The organism is Bacillus sp. C1, from assembly GCF_054570475.1.
Genome location: NZ_JBTMZT010000004.1, coordinates 33,636 through 49,516, shown reverse-complemented (window position 1 = coordinate 49,516; position 15,881 = coordinate 33,636). Strand labels below are relative to the sequence as shown.

Sequence of the window (15,881 nt, the reverse complement as noted above, 5' to 3'; positions counted from 1 at the left end):
CTTGTTGTTTAAGCACTATCGTTTAGAGTTTTTTTTGATCTATGCTATTTTAGTTACCCAAACTTTATAAACAAACGAATCTGTATCCGTATGAACGCTGAAGTGAGGAACGGAAGCTAAGAAAAATGAGAGGGCATAAGCAATCTTATAATCAGGGGTGATGTACCCGTCAATTGTTCTCCCGTGTATTTCGTTTGCAATTGAGTCTGCCCATACTTCAGATTCCCTTAGTGTGTCAAACATAATCTCCTCTATTTTCCACCGAATGTCCATGTCAGCCCACCTTTTAAAAAAACTCCCTTCATAAGAAAGGAGTCCGTTTCATTCTATACATTAAAACATACTAGAACTATGCATTGGCTGTAGTTTTGCATTTGGATCAAAGTAAGCTTTTGCATTGTTAACTGCTGTTGGTGCTTCGCCAAAGCCACATGCAATTAGTTTTACTTTGCCCTCATATGTGCAAATGTCGCCGGCTGCGTAAATACCAGGGATGTTTGTTTCCATTTTAGAGTTTACAACGATGCTGTTCTTTTGAATGTCTAAGCCCCAGTCTTTAATTGGACCAAGAGAAGAAACAAAGCCGTAGTTTACGATGACATCATCAACATCAATAATCACTTTTTCTTCTGTTTTCACATGTTGCAGAACAACTTGTTCGATTTTATCTGCACCAATTAGCTCAACTGGAACGTAAGGTGTTTTGACATCTGCACGCGAGTTCATTAAGCTTTCTACACTATGCTCATGGGCGCGGAATTTGTCACGGCGATGAATGATTGTTACTTGCTGGGCGATTGGTTCTAACATCATTGTCCAGTCTACGGCAGAGTCGCCGCCGCCAAATACAACGACACGTTTTTCAGCGAATTTATTCATATCATCAACAAAATAGTGCAAATTTTTCTTTTCGAATTTTTCTACGCCTTCTAGTTCTAAGCGGCGCGGCTGAAAGGCACCATTACCAGCTGTAATAATGACAGATTTAGAATAGTGAGTGCCTTTATTTGTTACGAGTTTAAATACGCCATCAGCTTGTTTTTCAAGTGTATCAACGGATTCTTCTAAGCAAACAGTCGGTTCGAACTTTTTCATTTGCTCTTTTAAATTATTAACAAGTTCTTGCGCACGTACTTTTGGAAATCCCGCAACGTCGTAAATATATTTTTCAGGGTATAGTGCGGATAATTGTCCTCCAAGCTGCGGTAGGCTTTCAATAATTTTTACACTTGCTTGTCTCATCCCGCCATAAAACGCTGTGAATAATCCGGTCGGGCCTCCACCGATAATCGTTATGTCGTAAATTTTTTGATTTTCTGTCACTATTTATTCCCCCTATAGCTGGAATTTTCATATTGATTCCATATATTGTTCATATGTATACGGAAATCCTGCAAATAAGATTGCATTTTACAATAAAAATGATAACATATTTCAGTTTAGAATACTGCAAGAAATGACTGAATTATATGTAAGCTTGTGCATAGATAAATTGAAAGTGTATACAATATATCAAAAGGAAAATACATGAAAAAAAGGCTAGAAAACCCTTGAAAACGCTATGTTAATTTAAAATATTGATAATTCTCTAGACGCTTGAATTATGAAATAAAACCGACTAATATAGGAAAGTATTATGTTAATTTTTTATGACAAATTTCGTACGATTTTTTGAATACGTTTTGTTATGCTTGAGAATGTGAGGAATTCCACATTCTTGACAAATTGAGTGTTTATCACTTTGGTCTTATTGTTTAGTATTTCATTATATAAAGAAAAGGGTTGTGATTTGGTGAAAACTCCAAAAATCGTAGTTTTAGGTGCAGGTTATGGCGGCATGATTACGACTGTTCGTCTGCAAAAAACATTATCTGTAAGTGAAGCTGAAATTACGTTAGTAAATAACAACAGCTATCACTACCAAGCAACTTGGTTACATGAAAGTGCAGCTGGTACATTACATGATGATAAAATCTGTCTAGATATTCAAGACGTTATTGATACAAATAAAGTGAACTTTGTACAAGATACAGTAGTAGAAATTAAAGCTGCTGAAAAACGTATTATCTTAAAAAATGGTGAATTAGAGTATGATTACTTAGTAATCGGACTTGGTTTCGAATCAGAAACGTTCGGAATTAAAGGACTAAAAGAGCACGCATTCTCGATCACTAACATTAATGCAACTCGCCAAATTCGTGAGCATATGGAAAACAAATTCGCTCAATATGCGACTGAAAAACGCGATGAGTTAGTAACAATCGTTGTTGGTGGTGCAGGATTTACTGGTATCGAGTACGTAGGTGAGCTTGCAAATCGTATTCCAGAGCTTTGTAAAGAGTATAATGTTCCACGTGAAAAAGCACGTATTGTTTGTGTAGAAGCTGCTCCAACAGCACTTCCTGGTTTTGATCCAGCATTAGTTGAGTATGCTGTAAAACAGTTAGAGAAAAAAGGTGTAGAATTCCGCATTGGTACAGCAATTAAAGAGGCAACTGAAGAAGGTATTTTAGTTGCAAACGGCGACGATGTTGAGTTACTTAAATCTGAAACTGTTGTTTGGGCAGCTGGTGTTCGTGGTAACGGTATTGTGGAAGAGTCTGGTTTTGAAGCAATGCGCGGACGTATTAAAGTGGATGAGTATATGCATGCTCCAGGTCATGAAGATGTATTTATGGTTGGTGACGCTGCGTTAATCATTAATGAAGAAATTAATCGTCCATACCCACCAACAGCACAAATTGCAATTCAACAAGGTTACAACATTGCACATAACTTAGCTGTATTAGTTCGTGGTAAAGGCGAAATGAAAAAATTCGTGTTTGATAATAAAGGGTCTGTATGTTCATTAGGACATGACGATGCAATGGGTGTTGTTATGGGTAAAAAATTAACGGGATGGAAAGCTTCTTTCATGAAGAAAGTAATCGATAACCGTTACTTATTCTTACTTGGTGGACCTTTATTAGTTCTTAAAAAAGGTAAATTGAAGTTCTTTTAATATATAAATATAAATGAAAAAACTTTTCTTTTTGATGGAAGAGGGCATCCAGCCATGCGTAGAAGCGGTCAGTGCCTTTTCCTACTCCATGCCATGTTAAAACAGAGGGAGTAAACGAGTGGAGATCCACTTTTGTTTTCACAGCTGTGTTTGATATGATGGAAAATCAAAAGAGATATAGTAGAGAAAAGCAGAAATGGCCATGAGCTGTTTCTGCTTTTTGTGTACTACAAGCTTTTCTTACACTGCTATTTCATCGTACATTCAGTGCATAAGTAGAAGTTCTTTTTGGGCGAAAAGCAACAAAAAACCAAGTTATATTTGTGAGTATTACCGCTGCGCAAAGAATGATGACCCATAAGAAAGAGGTGATGTTATAGTCACCTGTGCGTATTGTAAAAGATACAATTGTAAGTATCACGAGATGTATGAATATCCCCATACCGCAAAGAAAAGCCATGATGAATCGTATTGCCTTCAGCCCTACGATATAAAGAAGTAGAGGTACGATATAAAATAGTAAAATCGTGCCGATTGATTTCCACATGCCTAAAGAGTTAAATTTATTTGCGTTAGGTCCTAAATCAGCAAGAGGCGAAAGTGGAATGACAGCTAAGACAGAGCAGAAGAGCAATGCGGAAACGAGTGCCACAAATGCAATACTGGTCTTTTTGGGTTGATTTCTCATTTTATTTTTTCTCCTTTCACAATGAATAGGTGTGATGTTATATTCAAAATAGGCAATACACTATATTAACAATATATCAAATTTATGGAAAATAAAGAAGGGTAGAAAGAACTGGAGTAACTAAGGAACAAGGAAGATTATATTATTCTTACTGAAAAATATAGTATAATACATAGAAAAGAATGAATATTCTGTTCGTTTAATTGGAAGGGGTTTACATCATGGGGAAGCGTGGGAAAGTTTGGTTAGCTGTAAGTGGAATGGTGGCGACAAAAGATGGTCGTTGGCTCTTCGTTAAGAAAAAATATGGAGGTTTAAAGGGGAAATGGTCATTGCCAGCTGGTTTCGTAAACGAAGGAGAGACGATTGACGAAGCTGTTAAACGTGAGATTTTAGAAGAGACAGGCATTGTTGCTCATGTAAAAGGAGTGATTGGCATTCGTTCTGGTGTTATTCGTGATGAGATTAGCGATAATATGGTTATTTTTCGACTCGAACCAGAAGGAGAAGAGATCACTGTACAAGAAAAGGAATTGTCTGAGGTAGCATTTTTACACCCGAAAGATATTGCTTATAATCAAGATGCTTCTATATTAATTCGATATTTACTGGAGGGTCATACAGAATCACTTCTTGAAATGGATCCAACATTAAATCCAGGAGATCAATTTGGATATACAGCCTATCATGTGTTTACGGCAGGAGATAAGAAATAGAAGGGGCGTGGGAAACGTGAGTATTCCGGTATTACTTATTTCAATGATGTTGTTTTTAATACTATTCTTCGGAATTGGATTTTTGCTTAACATGATTTTACGTGCGACTTGGGTAATGGTTATCATTTATCCAATTGTTTGCATACTAATCATTAGTAAAGCAAGTGTCTGGGACTACTTTTCAAAACCGAAAGAAACATTTTCCTCATTTGGAACAAGTGTCTCGCATCTTGGACAAGCGGATCTTTTTATTTTATCAACAGGATTAATAGGAGCGATTTTATCAGGAGTTGTGATAAAGCAGCTTCGGAAAAGTGGATATCAAATGTTTTAATCTCCAGTTTACTTGGAGATTTTTTTTTTGCATATTTCTAAATCGTATAGGGAATGATGAACGATGAAGGAGTGTGGAATATAAAAATGTTAAAACGATATGGTATTCGCATTATGATGACTTGTTTACTTGTAGCCGCATTATGTGTGACATGGCAAGCATTCACGGGAGTTTCTCTACTAGAGATTGTAAAAACATATCAAGAAAGAAATGTACAAGAAGTGCATGCAGCAGAGCCTGAAAAACAGGTTGTTCCGAGTAAAGAAGTGATAAGTGCTTTAGAGCAGGGAAAAAACTGGTCTAAATATCGTGTGCTGGAAATGACAGCAACTGGCTATACGTCAGGTGTAGAATCAACCGGTAAAAGACCTGGTCATCCAGAGTATGGTATTACATATTCCGGTGTAAAGGCAAAAAGAGATATATATTCTACAATCGCAGCTGATTTACGTGTGTTTCCGATTGGAACCATTCTTTTTGTACCAGGCTACGGATATGGTGTGGTAGCAGATAAGGGCGGTGCTATAAAAGGAAACAGACTCGATTTATATTATGAAACGGTACAAGATGTGTATAGTGAATGGGGTAAGAAAAACGTTAAAGTATACATTGTAAAAATAGGTAACGGTAAGTTAACAGAAGAGCAGTTAACGATGCTGAACCAAGATGAAACGTTGCAAGTGTTCCGAAGTCAATATTTAAAGCAGAAATAGTCTAGTGAGGTTAACACTAGACTTTTTGTTTGAAAAAAGCTTCATTAATATATAAATCCAAATTGAAAAAATGACATAAAACCATTTTTTTAGGTGGGAGAGAGCATCCGGCCATGTATAGAAGCGGTCAGTGCTTTTTTTAGCCCCATGCCAAGTGGAAACAAAGAGAGAAAATGAGTGTAGTTCACTTTTTGTTTTTCATAGCAGCGGGTTATGTGTCAAAAAATCAAAATGGATTTATTTATATATAAGCGGGAAGAGAAGTTAGAATTATCGCATTTCTATAAAAATATAGTTATAATGAACAGAGAGAAAGATAGGGGGTTTTGAATATGTTTCAAGTACAAAAAGAATTAGCAAGCCATGAGGCGGTTATCGTTGCTTTATTCCAAGAAGAAACATCGAGTCGCTTTATAACGGAACTAGATCAAGCGTTTGAAGGACAATTACAAGTTTTAATAGAAGAAAAAGAACTTTCTGCTAAGAAAAAAGCTATTTCGAAAGTACATAGCTTAGGAAAAACAACTGTAAAACGTTATTATTTTGTTGGTCTTGGCAAAAAAGAAGCATATACAACAGAAACATTACGTGCTTCACTTAGCAAAGCATTTAAAACAGTAAAAGCTGATAAAGGAAAAGATGCAGCTATTTTACTTGATTCTTTCGTAACAGATAAGTTAGATGCAATCGATGTTGCACATATTGCAGCGGAAGTGTATTGCCTAGGTACATATGATTTACAAACATATAAAACGAATAAAAAAGAAAATGTAGAGTTAGAAAACTTTGCAGTTATTACAGCAGAAGATGCAAAAGAAATCAAGGCCGCATTAACAGTAGGATATGTGCATGGCCGTGCGACAAACTCAGCTCGTACACTTGTAAATATGCCGCCGAACGTATTAACAGCAACAAAGCTTGCAGAATATGCCGTTGAATTAGCAGATACATACAACATGGAGTATAAAGTGCTTGAGAAAGAAGAGATGGAAGAGCTTGGTATGGGTGCATTACTTGCAGTAAATCAAGGTTCTACCGAGCCGCCGAAAATGATCGTTCTTATTTATAAAGGAAAAGAAGAGTGGACAGATGTTATCGGACTCGTTGGGAAAGGAATTACCTATGATACAGGTGGTTACTCTTTAAAACCACGTGAAGGCATGGTTGGTATGAAGGGGGATATGGGCGGTGCCGCAGCCGTTCTTGGGGCAATGGAAATTATCGGTGAACTACGTCCTGAGCAAAATGTAGTTGCTGTTATTCCATCAACTGATAATGTTGTGAGCGGTACAGCCTTTAAGCCAGATGACGTGATTACCTCTATGAGCGGTAAAACAATTGAAGTATTAAATACAGATGCGGAAGGTCGCTTAGCGTTAGCAGATGGTATTACGTATGCGAAGAAGCTAGGGGCAAATTATCTTGTTGATGTGGCAACATTAACAGGTGGTGTCATCGTTGCGCTTGGAAACCATACGACAGGTGCGATGACGAATAATGAAACATTGTTTGAACACGTACTAGAAGCATCAATGGAAACGGATGAGCCAATTTGGCAATTACCGATTTTTGAGCGTGATAAAGAACGTGTTCGTAACAGTAAATTTGCAGATTTAAATAACTCACCAGGCCGCGACGGTCATGCAGTAATGGCTGGTACATTCCTTGGTGAATTTGCAGAAGAAACGCCATGGGTACATTTAGATATTGCTGGAACTTCTGATACAACGAGTGCACATGATTTAGGGCCAGCTGGAGCAACGGGAGCGATGGTTCGTACACTGGCAACACTTGTTGAACGTCTTGGCGAAGAATAAGAAAGTAAAAAAAAGCTGTTCCAAAAGGTTTTTGTAAACCTTTTGGAGACAGCTTTTCTTACGTTACAGGTTCCATATGTGATGAGTGAAATTCCATGCACTCATAAATGATACGATCGCAAAGAAAATAATTAAAAGCCCTCGAAGTGGTTTCGGTAAAACAAGTGCCATAACAGCATATAATGGGAATAATACACTTAAATATCGCAGTGTACTATGCATTGGCATATTTCGAGTACCAAAACTGTATGTGAAAATAACTGTAATGACAACAAACAGAATTGCGCCAAGGCTCTCCCATTTTACAGTTGATCGTAAACGCCAAATAAAGACGGTACCAAAGAAGGCAAATAAGACTGCTAGTGTCCATAACCCTTGGCGAATTTCTACGAGGCCAATTGCAAAATCATTGTGGAATCCTTCAATAATTTGCACCCACGGTAAAACAGAATAGTGGTCCCAATGTTTTTCTTGTGTTGTGGAGAAGATCATTGGATCTCCAAAAGTAAAGTGCAGATATACCATGTAGCATAATAAACCGATTGTACAACTCATTCCCCACAGTAAAGAGTTTCTCACCATTTTCCAATCTTTTTTCCATAATGACATAAGGAAAAGAACGAACGGGAAAATACCAAATATTAAGGCAGTTGCCCGAGTTGATGATAAAACTGCAGCGAATAGACAAGCGTAAAACCATCTTCCTTTCACTGCCATATGAAGTGAGGCAAGAGAAAATAGAACGGTCCATACTTCTGTATAAAGTGTCGCGTAGTAAATTGCACAAGGATTTACTGCAAAGAACCAAATTCCTGCTTTCATTTGAGATTCATTCAGTTGAAAACGTTTAAAGAACTCTCGCAATAAATATAAGCAAAGGAAAAAGGCAATTTGTGTAATTCCAATGACAATATAACGGCTTCCAAAGATTTTAAGTAAGATAGGTACAAATGGAAAGAATGCTGCCGCTTTTTCCGATTCATATCCTCTTTCCGCAATCCCGATATACCATTCAGTATCCCAATTAATTAAGGCGTGCTTTAAATGTTCTATTGTCATACCCTCTTGGATATTGTTATAGTATGGCAATAAAATTGCGATAATTAATAACAGATAATGTACAAGAACAGGTTTAAACCACCAAGTCTGTGTAATGGATGTTTTTGGATGTAAATCCGACCTTTGTAGTACTTGATTGTTCATATCATTCACTCCTTTTTCGATAAAAAATAAAATACTAGATTTTTATTCATTTTATGTTAAATTTAGGGTTTTTCATTTAAGTGAATAAATAAATATCCTTATTTCAAAAAATAAGGATGTTTATTTACGTTAAATTGATGTCGTTAGTACTTTTTCATGTCCTTGTTTCTCTGTCTCTTTTGGAGCAGAATATAAATCTACTTCAACAATATATTTTGGACGGGCTTTTGTTTCTTTGTATATTTTTCCAATATATTCACCGACTAAGCCGATACCCATTAACTGGATTCCACCGATAAACCAAATCGATAGCATTAAAGATGTCCATCCTGAAACTGTTTCTCCGGATACTTTTTGAACTAATGTGTAAATACTAATAATGATGCTAAGAATTAAGAAACTGATACCTACAGAAGTGATTAATCGGATTGGTGTAACACTGAAAGATGTGATCCCTTCAAAAGCAAAAGTAAGCATTTTTTTCAGTGGATACTTTGATTCACCTGCAAATCTTTCATGTCTGTCATAATATACTTCTGTAGATTTAAAGCCAACTAAAGGCACAATTCCACGTAAGAATAAATTTGTTTCCTTAAATTCTTGAAGATGCATTAATACTTTATGGCTGAGTAAACGATAATCTGCATGGTTATATACAATGTTAACTCCCATTTTATCCATTAAGCGATAGAAAAGTAGCGCTGTATTTCGTTTGAAAAATGTATCTGTTTTTCTTTCCTGTCTTACACCATAAACAACTTCATATCCTTCATGGAATTTTTCGATGAAGCCTTTAATTGCATCGACATCGTCTTGTAAGTCAGCGTCGATGGAAATGACGCAATCGGAAGATTTTGCAGCAACATTTAAACCAGCTAGTAATGCGTTTTGATGACCTACATTACGAGCTAATTTTAGCCCCTTTACAAATGGAGAGTGTTCATGTAATTCGTCGATAATCTCCCATGTCTTATCTTTACTGCCGTCATCAACATATAAAATTTTACTTGTTGATGAAATGGAGTGATTATGTATTAACTCTTCTAATACTTCTCCAAGTCTTTTCGTTGTTTCATGTAATACTAGCTCTTCATTATAACAAGGAACTACAATTGTTAAGATTGGTTCGTCCCCACCAAATTGATACATGTGAAGCCTCCTACTTATATGTATTTTCGTAAACGAATCATTTTTTTAATAGAGAATGAAAATTTACAGTTTAATACATTTTTTTTGCATTTTATTGGTAATGTCATACAACTAACAATAATACCAAAAAAATGAGTGAATGGCATCTTAATTTTGAAATGTCCATATGTGTGCAAAATGAAATAGAGAAAGGCGCGATTGCGCCTTTCTCTATTTCACTGATTATATCCAATAATTTCATTTGTCTCTATATCAACATATACATTAAGATGTTCTGCTGTATCAGAGGGGAAATGAACAAGATAGACGGTTTCTCCTTCGTAAGCTTCGTTTGTTTCGTGGCTATTGTATTTATGCAGCACAGTTTTTGTCATCGTTGCATGTTCCCAAGCTCCAATAATATGTTGTTTTTCTTGATTGGATAATTGGTTCCATACTTCTTTTTTTACAGTTTTTTCTGCTTCATACATTTGAGATAAATTGTTTTCTAATAAGTTTGAGCTCATGCATCCCGAGCATATAAATAAAGTAAAGAGCATGGCAATCCATAAATAAAATATATTTTTCATCATGCATCCCCTCACTATCTCCAAGTAATGTGCAATATTCGATTTCTAAATAGAAAATTCCTGTTTCATTCAGAAAGAATGGTAAGGGGGTCTATAACCTAAATGTATATAGTGTTCCAGCTAATGCAAAAGATGTTTTTCCAGTTTCTTCAGATACAACAAGGACAAGTGCATCACTTATTTCAGAAAGTCCAATTGCAGCACGGTGACGAGTTCCGAGCTTTCGATCAGTTGTTAGTGTTTGCTGTGATAATGGTAAAATATTTGCTGCTGATATAATGTGATTATTTTTTACAAGAACAGCGCCATCATGGAGAGAAGTACCGGGATAAAAAATAGATTCTAACAACGGAGCGGTTAATTGAGCATTGAGCTGTATTCCAGGTTGAATAGATGGCCCGAGTGATTGTTCCCTTTCCACAGCAATGAGAGCGCCGTGTCTTTTTTCGGATAAATGATGGATTGCTGTTAGTAGATGCATGTAGCAGTCTGTATAAGGAGATAAATATGTTTTGACATAGTAAGAAGCAGTTGTTGCTTGAATATGTAGTAACATTTTTTGGATATCTTCTACTTTACATAAAATGCACTCATCGTTATGATCTAATGCAATTTTCATATTTTGAAGAGTATGTGCAATTTCGTCAATTGTTGCTCGAACATGCTGCTTCAGTGTGGTTGTTAACGCCCATTCTTGCATGATATTCACCCTGTTAGAAAATATATTTGTTACGTATAGTTTTTCGTTTCATGCAAAAGTTATGCGTAAAGGAAGCGATATATTTTTACAAATAGGTTATGAAGTATTAGATTAATGGAAGGCAATATTTTGTAAAAGTATAAAATGCTATTGAGGAAAGCGTTATTTTTTTCATATAATGAGGTTATGTTTGACTGAGAGGAGAGATTTAAATGAAATGGCAAGCAGAATATGAACGTTGGAATAGCTTTGCGAATTTAGATGCAGAGTTAAAGCAACAATTAGAGGAAATGAAGCAAGATCCAAAGAAAATCGAGGATAGTTTCTATAAAGATTTAGAATTTGGTACAGGTGGTATGCGCGGTGAGCTTGGCGTGGGAACAAACCGTCTAAACGTATATACAGTACGTAAAGCGACAGAAGGATTAGCGCAATTTATTGAAAAACAAGGTAACGAAGCAAAAGCACGCGGCGTTGTTGTTGCATATGATTCTCGTCATAAATCACCAGAGTTCGCGATGGAAGTGGCAGCGACACTTGGTGCGCATGGTATTAAAACATATGTGTTTGAAAGTTTGCGTCCAACACCAGAACTTTCATTTGCAGTTCGTTATTTACATACATATAGTGGTATCGTTCTTACAGCGAGTCATAATCCGCCAGAGTATAATGGATATAAAGTGTATGGTGAAGATGGTGGGCAGTTACCTCCAAAAGAAGCAGATGAATTAATTTCTTATGTAAATGCAGTAAGTGATGAATTAGTAGTAGAAATTGCTGATACTGAGCAATTAAAGCAAAATGGTTTATTAGAAATCATCGGACAAGATGTAGATGATGCATATTTAGAACAATTAAAAACGGTGATTATTAATAAAGAATTAGTAGAAAAACATGGAGAAGAACTGAAAATTGTCTTTACACCATTACATGGTACTTCTAATATTCCGACTCGTCGTGGTTTAGAAGCAGTAGGCTTTAAAAATGTAACGGTTGTAAAAGAGCAAGAACAGCCAGATCCTAACTTTTCTACTGTAAAATCACCAAACCCGGAAGAGCATGCGGCGTTTGAATTAGCAATTCGTTACGGTGAAGAAGTTCAGGCAGATGTTTTAATTGCTACAGATCCAGATGCAGATCGTCTTGGTGTTGCAATTCGTAATCATGCTGGTGAATATCAAGTGTTAACAGGAAACCAAACAGGTGCATTAATGCTTGATTACTTATTATCTCAAAAGAAAGAAAAGGGAATTCTGCCAGCAAACGGTGTTATTTTAAAAACAATCGTTACTTCAGAACTAGGACGTACAATTGCAAAAGCTTACGGGCTGGATACAATTGATACGTTAACTGGATTTAAATTTATTGGTGAAAAGATTAAGCAATATGAAGAAAGCGGAGAGTATGAATTCCAATTCGGTTATGAAGAAAGTTATGGATATTTAATTCGTCCGTTCTGCCGTGATAAAGATGCTGTTCAATCTGTATTGTTTGCATGTGAAGTAGCAGCGTATTATAAAGCGCAAGGCAAAACATTATATGATGGATTGCTTGAAGTGTTTGAGAAGTACGGATATTTCCGTGAAGGACTTGTTTCCCTAACATTAAAAGGAAAAGATGGTGCAGAACAAATTCAAACCATGATGACATCTTTCCGTGAGAATCGACCAGTAGAAGTAGCTGGCTTAAAAGTTACGATTGCAGAAGATTATAAAGCGAGCGTACGAACAAAAGCTCTAGAAGAAGCAACGGAAGAGATTCATTTACCAAAATCAAACGTATTAAAGTATTACCTTGAGGATGGATCTTGGTTCTGCCTACGTCCATCTGGTACAGAGCCGAAAATTAAATTCTACTTTGGTGTGCAAGGTGATTCTCTGCAACATAGTGAAGAGAAATTGGAAAATATTAAGAACGATATTATGAACCGCGTTCAATAAGTATAAATAAGGTGTCCTGAGAGTGATTAAATGATCATTCTTAGGGCACCTTTTATAAATGAATGAGAGAAAATCATACTTTATATAGAAGGAATTAAAAAAAATCTTCCATATAAAGAAAATCATACAATTGATTTAGGAATTTAACTTTTGTCTTGTCTTGTTTTGTAAATCGTACAAAGTGAGACAAGGCAAAAGTTTTAACTGGTTAACCGTTCGTTTATTGTGCTGTAATTTTTCTTTGTGCACATTAAAAAGCGAGATGGTCATAAGAAATAGCTGTATAATAACCATGAATAAGAGACCTTGACGAATAAAGAGGCAATCATGTAGAATTTGTAGGAAGTGTCATTCAGAGTAAGTGAAAAAAGTAACATACAAAAATAAGATGACACTTAGATTACTAGAGAGATAATATGAGAGGTTACGTTTTTTAGAGACTGTCTTGTATACAGAAAGAAATGCATCCGATAAATACGGGTGAGCAGGGCAAATTAAAGATAATATTTGATGAGTGCACATATAACACAATAAAGAAAGAGGTAATCAGAATGAAGAGAGTAAAAAAAGCCATTATTCCAGCTGCTGGTCTTGGGACACGTTTTTTACCAGCAACGAAAGCAATGCCTAAAGAAATGTTACCAATTGTTGATAAACCAACAATTCAATATATCATTGAAGAAGCTGTAGCGGCTGGTATTGAAGATATCATTATCGTTACAGGAAAAGGAAAACGTGCGATTGAAGATCACTTTGATAATGCGTTTGAATTAGAGCAAAACTTATTAGAGAAGAAAAAATATGACTTACTTGAAAAAGTGCAAGCATCTTCTAAAATGGTAGATATTCACTATATTCGTCAAAAAGAACCAAAAGGTTTAGGACATGCAGTATGGTGTGCACGTAAATTCATTGGTGATGAGCCGTTTGCTGTTCTTCTTGGTGATGATATTGTGCAAGCTGAAAAACCTTGTTTAAAACAACTTATTGATGAATATGAGCATACACTTTCATCTGTAATTGGTGTACAATCTGTTCCAGAAGATGAAACACATCGCTACGGTATTATTGATCCATTAGAACAAGATGGTCGCCGTTACCAAGTGAAGCAATTTGTTGAAAAACCAGCGCAAGGTGAAGCACCTTCAAACTTAGCAATTATGGGACGTTACGTATTAACACCAGAAATCTTCCGCTTCTTAGAAGAGCAACATATTGGTGCTGGTGGTGAAATTCAATTAACAGATGCAATCCAACAGTTAAACGAAATTCAACGCGTATTTGCATATGACTTTGAAGGAAAACGTTATGATGTTGGTGAAAAACTAGGCTTTATTCAAACAACAATTGAAATGGCTCTGCAGCATGACGAGCTAAAAGAAGACTTATTAGCAATTATGCAAGAGCTTGTAAGTGAACGAAAAGATACTGTAAAAAATTAGTTTTCCTATAAATGTGTAAGCTTAGACATAGTGAATTGGAGAAAGAGGCATTCTAAGACAAACATCCAGTTTACTATGTCTAATCTGTGCTTATAAAATATTCTTTATGAGAAAGCTTGAGAAAGCTTGAGAAAGAAAGGAGTACCTTCTTTGAAGACTATTACTATTTTAGTACCGGCATATAATGAAGAAGAGGTATTAGACCAATTATATAGTCGGCTAACAGGAGTATTTCAAGGGATTCCAAATTATAACTTTGAAATTTTGTTTGTTAACGATGGAAGTAAAGATCGTACATTAGATATTATTAAGGAATTTAGAGCGAATGATAATCGCATTTCATATGTGGATTTATCACGAAACTTCGGAAAAGAAACAGCAATGATTGCAGGACTTGATCATGCAATTGGAGATGCAGTCATTATCATCGATGCTGACTTACAAGATCCACCAGAGTTAATTCCTGAGATGATTAAGTACTGGGAGCAAGGATATGATGATATTTATGCAAAACGACGCTCTCGTGCAGGTGAATCATGGGCAAAGAAATGGACTGCGGGTAAATTCTATGGCTTGCTTAAGAAAACAACAAGAATTCCGATTCAAGAAAATACAGGCGATTTCCGCTTATTAGATCGTCGTTGTGTTGAAGCATTAAAGAAAATTCGTGAAACACAGCGCTATACAAAAGGGATGTTTAGCTGGATTGGTTATAATAAGAAAGAGATTTTATTTGACCGTGATCCACGTGCTGCTGGTGAAACAAAGTGGAACTATTTCAAATTAATGGATCTTGCAATTGAAGGAATTACATCCTTTACAACAGCTCCATTGCGCATTGCATCATTCATGGGATTTACTGTTTCATTTGGAGCATTTATCTACATGATCTGGATTATTATTAAAACACTTATGTATGGGGAATCAGTAACTGGATACCCATCTATGATGACAGCTATTTTATTCATCGGTGGTGTACAGTTAATTTCTATCGGGATTATCGGTGAATATTTAGGACGTATCTTCAATGAAACAAAACAACGCCCACTATACTTTGTGGATGAATATAACGATGATAAAGTAACGAATATAGACGGCGATCAGAAGATGGCGAAATTATACAGTGTAGAAGATCGTCAAGTAAAATCAAATCACTAGGGGATTAGAAGCGTGAATAATAAAGCGAAGGAAATCTTTAACTATTTGCTTTTCGGTGGTTTAACGACGTTAATCAACATTGTAACGTATTTTGTTTGTGCAACGTTAATTGGAATGGATTACAAAATAGCAACAACAATTGCTTGGATTGTATCTGTACTGTTTGCATATATTACAAATAAGAAGTACGTATTTAACAGCCAACAAACAAGTTTTGCTCATGTAATAAAAGAATTTGTTTACTTTATGGGCTTCCGCGTTTTATCTTATTTCATTGATATTGGATCCATGATCGCTTTAATTGAATGGCTAGGTATGAATGATTTAGTAGCAAAAATTATCGCAAACGTCATTGTTGTAGTTGTAAATTACTTTGCAAGTAAATATATTATTTTTAAAAAGAAGACCGATGTAGAGAACGGTCAAAATGCATAAAAACAAATAGCTGGGC

16 protein-coding genes are annotated in these 15,881 nt (G+C 35.8%); 9 read left to right on the top strand and 7 right to left on the bottom strand.

Going from position 1 to position 15,881, the window contains the following annotated elements:
• Positions 1 to 39: 39 nt before the first annotated feature.
• Both ACX5JI_RS14015 and ACX5JI_RS14010 read right to left on the bottom strand, forming a co-directional pair.
• Positions 40 to 267 carry a hypothetical protein gene (locus ACX5JI_RS14015; protein WP_459502035.1) on the bottom strand — a complete coding sequence of 76 codons (228 nt, stop codon included), beginning with the start codon at positions 265 to 267 and terminating at the stop codon, positions 40 to 42.
• A 66-nt stretch (positions 268 to 333) separates the two neighbouring features.
• A complete protein-coding gene (locus ACX5JI_RS14010) occupies positions 334 to 1,323 on the bottom strand; it encodes an NAD(P)/FAD-dependent oxidoreductase (protein WP_459501659.1) in 990 nt (329 codons plus the stop codon).
• Between the two features lie 469 nt (positions 1,324 to 1,792).
• On the opposite strand from ACX5JI_RS14010, the gene ACX5JI_RS14005 reads away from it, so the two are divergent.
• The gene (locus ACX5JI_RS14005) at positions 1,793 to 3,001 is read left to right on the top strand and encodes an NAD(P)/FAD-dependent oxidoreductase (protein WP_459501658.1); all 1,209 of its coding nucleotides are present in this window, start codon (positions 1,793 to 1,795) and stop codon (positions 2,999 to 3,001) included.
• 253 nt (positions 3,002 to 3,254) lie between these two features.
• Here ACX5JI_RS14005 and ACX5JI_RS14000 read toward each other — a convergent pair whose 3' ends face one another.
• Complete coding sequence (locus ACX5JI_RS14000; RefSeq protein WP_459501657.1) at positions 3,255 to 3,689, bottom strand: DUF5391 family protein; 435 nt, start codon at positions 3,687 to 3,689, stop codon at positions 3,255 to 3,257.
• 221 nt (positions 3,690 to 3,910) lie between these two features.
• On the opposite strand from ACX5JI_RS14000, the gene ACX5JI_RS13995 reads away from it, so the two are divergent.
• From ACX5JI_RS13995 to ACX5JI_RS13980, 4 genes are all read left to right on the top strand, one after another.
• A complete protein-coding gene (locus ACX5JI_RS13995) occupies positions 3,911 to 4,405 on the top strand; it encodes an NUDIX domain-containing protein (protein ID WP_459501656.1) in 495 nt (164 codons plus the stop codon).
• 16 nt (positions 4,406 to 4,421) lie between these two features.
• Positions 4,422 to 4,739 (top strand): YuiB family protein, encoded by a 318-nt coding sequence (locus ACX5JI_RS13990; protein ID WP_459501655.1) that lies wholly within the window; start codon positions 4,422 to 4,424, stop codon positions 4,737 to 4,739.
• Between the two features lie 86 nt (positions 4,740 to 4,825).
• Entirely contained in the window at positions 4,826 to 5,452 is a 627-nt protein-coding gene (locus ACX5JI_RS13985) for a 3D domain-containing protein (protein WP_459501654.1), read from the top strand.
• Between the two features lie 332 nt (positions 5,453 to 5,784).
• On the top strand, positions 5,785 to 7,269 hold the full coding sequence (locus ACX5JI_RS13980; protein ID WP_459501653.1) for a leucyl aminopeptidase: 1,485 nt from the start codon (positions 5,785 to 5,787) through the stop codon (positions 7,267 to 7,269).
• 63 nt (positions 7,270 to 7,332) lie between these two features.
• Here the strand turns inward: ACX5JI_RS13980 and ACX5JI_RS13975 are convergent, their stop codons facing one another.
• The 4 genes from ACX5JI_RS13975 to cdaS form a co-directional block, all read right to left on the bottom strand.
• A complete protein-coding gene (locus ACX5JI_RS13975) occupies positions 7,333 to 8,472 on the bottom strand; it encodes a mannosyltransferase family protein (protein WP_459501652.1) in 1,140 nt (379 codons plus the stop codon).
• Between the two features lie 129 nt (positions 8,473 to 8,601).
• Positions 8,602 to 9,621: a glycosyltransferase family 2 protein gene (locus ACX5JI_RS13970; RefSeq protein ID WP_459501651.1), complete on the bottom strand. Its 1,020-nt coding sequence runs from the start codon at positions 9,619 to 9,621 to the stop codon at positions 8,602 to 8,604.
• 215 nt (positions 9,622 to 9,836) lie between these two features.
• The gene (locus ACX5JI_RS13965; protein WP_459501650.1) at positions 9,837 to 10,190 is read right to left on the bottom strand and encodes a hypothetical protein; all 354 of its coding nucleotides are present in this window, start codon (positions 10,188 to 10,190) and stop codon (positions 9,837 to 9,839) included.
• Positions 10,191 to 10,281: 91 nt separating this feature from the next.
• Positions 10,282 to 10,890 (bottom strand): sporulation-specific diadenylate cyclase CdaS, encoded by a 609-nt coding sequence (gene cdaS, locus ACX5JI_RS13960; protein WP_459501649.1) that lies wholly within the window; start codon positions 10,888 to 10,890, stop codon positions 10,282 to 10,284.
• A 212-nt stretch (positions 10,891 to 11,102) separates the two neighbouring features.
• Here cdaS and ACX5JI_RS13955 point away from each other — a divergent pair, with 212 nt between their 5' ends.
• The 4 genes from ACX5JI_RS13955 (at position 11,103) to ACX5JI_RS13940 (ending at position 15,865) form a co-directional block, all read left to right on the top strand.
• Entirely contained in the window at positions 11,103 to 12,830 is a 1,728-nt protein-coding gene (locus ACX5JI_RS13955) for a phospho-sugar mutase (RefSeq protein WP_459501648.1), read from the top strand.
• 551 nt (positions 12,831 to 13,381) lie between these two features.
• On the top strand, positions 13,382 to 14,272 hold the full coding sequence (galU, locus tag ACX5JI_RS13950; RefSeq protein WP_459501647.1) for a UTP--glucose-1-phosphate uridylyltransferase GalU: 891 nt from the start codon (positions 13,382 to 13,384) through the stop codon (positions 14,270 to 14,272).
• A gap of 150 nt (positions 14,273 to 14,422) precedes the next feature.
• On the top strand, positions 14,423 to 15,430 hold the full coding sequence (locus ACX5JI_RS13945) for a glycosyltransferase family 2 protein (RefSeq protein WP_459501646.1): 1,008 nt from the start codon (positions 14,423 to 14,425) through the stop codon (positions 15,428 to 15,430).
• A 12-nt stretch (positions 15,431 to 15,442) separates the two neighbouring features.
• The gene (locus ACX5JI_RS13940; protein WP_459501645.1) at positions 15,443 to 15,865 is read left to right on the top strand and encodes a GtrA family protein; all 423 of its coding nucleotides are present in this window, start codon (positions 15,443 to 15,445) and stop codon (positions 15,863 to 15,865) included.
• Positions 15,866 to 15,881: the final 16 nt, after the last annotated feature.

Coding starts and splice junctions, on each gene's coding strand:
- galU (WP_459501647.1), top strand. CDS start 13,382: ATGAAGAGAGTAAAAAAAGCCATTATTCCAGCTGCTGGTCTTGGGACA.
- ACX5JI_RS13995 (WP_459501656.1), top strand. CDS start 3,911: ATGGGGAAGCGTGGGAAAGTTTGGTTAGCTGTAAGTGGAATGGTGGCG.
- cdaS (WP_459501649.1), bottom strand. CDS start 10,890: ATGCAAGAATGGGCGTTAACAACCACACTGAAGCAGCATGTTCGAGCA.
- ACX5JI_RS13965 (WP_459501650.1), bottom strand. CDS start 10,190: ATGAAAAATATATTTTATTTATGGATTGCCATGCTCTTTACTTTATTT.
- ACX5JI_RS13975 (WP_459501652.1), bottom strand. CDS start 8,472: ATGAACAATCAAGTACTACAAAGGTCGGATTTACATCCAAAAACATCC.
- ACX5JI_RS13985 (WP_459501654.1), top strand. CDS start 4,826: ATGTTAAAACGATATGGTATTCGCATTATGATGACTTGTTTACTTGTA.
- ACX5JI_RS13955 (WP_459501648.1), top strand. CDS start 11,103: ATGAAATGGCAAGCAGAATATGAACGTTGGAATAGCTTTGCGAATTTA.
- ACX5JI_RS13980 (WP_459501653.1), top strand. CDS start 5,785: ATGTTTCAAGTACAAAAAGAATTAGCAAGCCATGAGGCGGTTATCGTT.
- ACX5JI_RS14000 (WP_459501657.1), bottom strand. CDS start 3,689: ATGAGAAATCAACCCAAAAAGACCAGTATTGCATTTGTGGCACTCGTT.
- ACX5JI_RS13970 (WP_459501651.1), bottom strand. CDS start 9,621: ATGTATCAATTTGGTGGGGACGAACCAATCTTAACAATTGTAGTTCCT.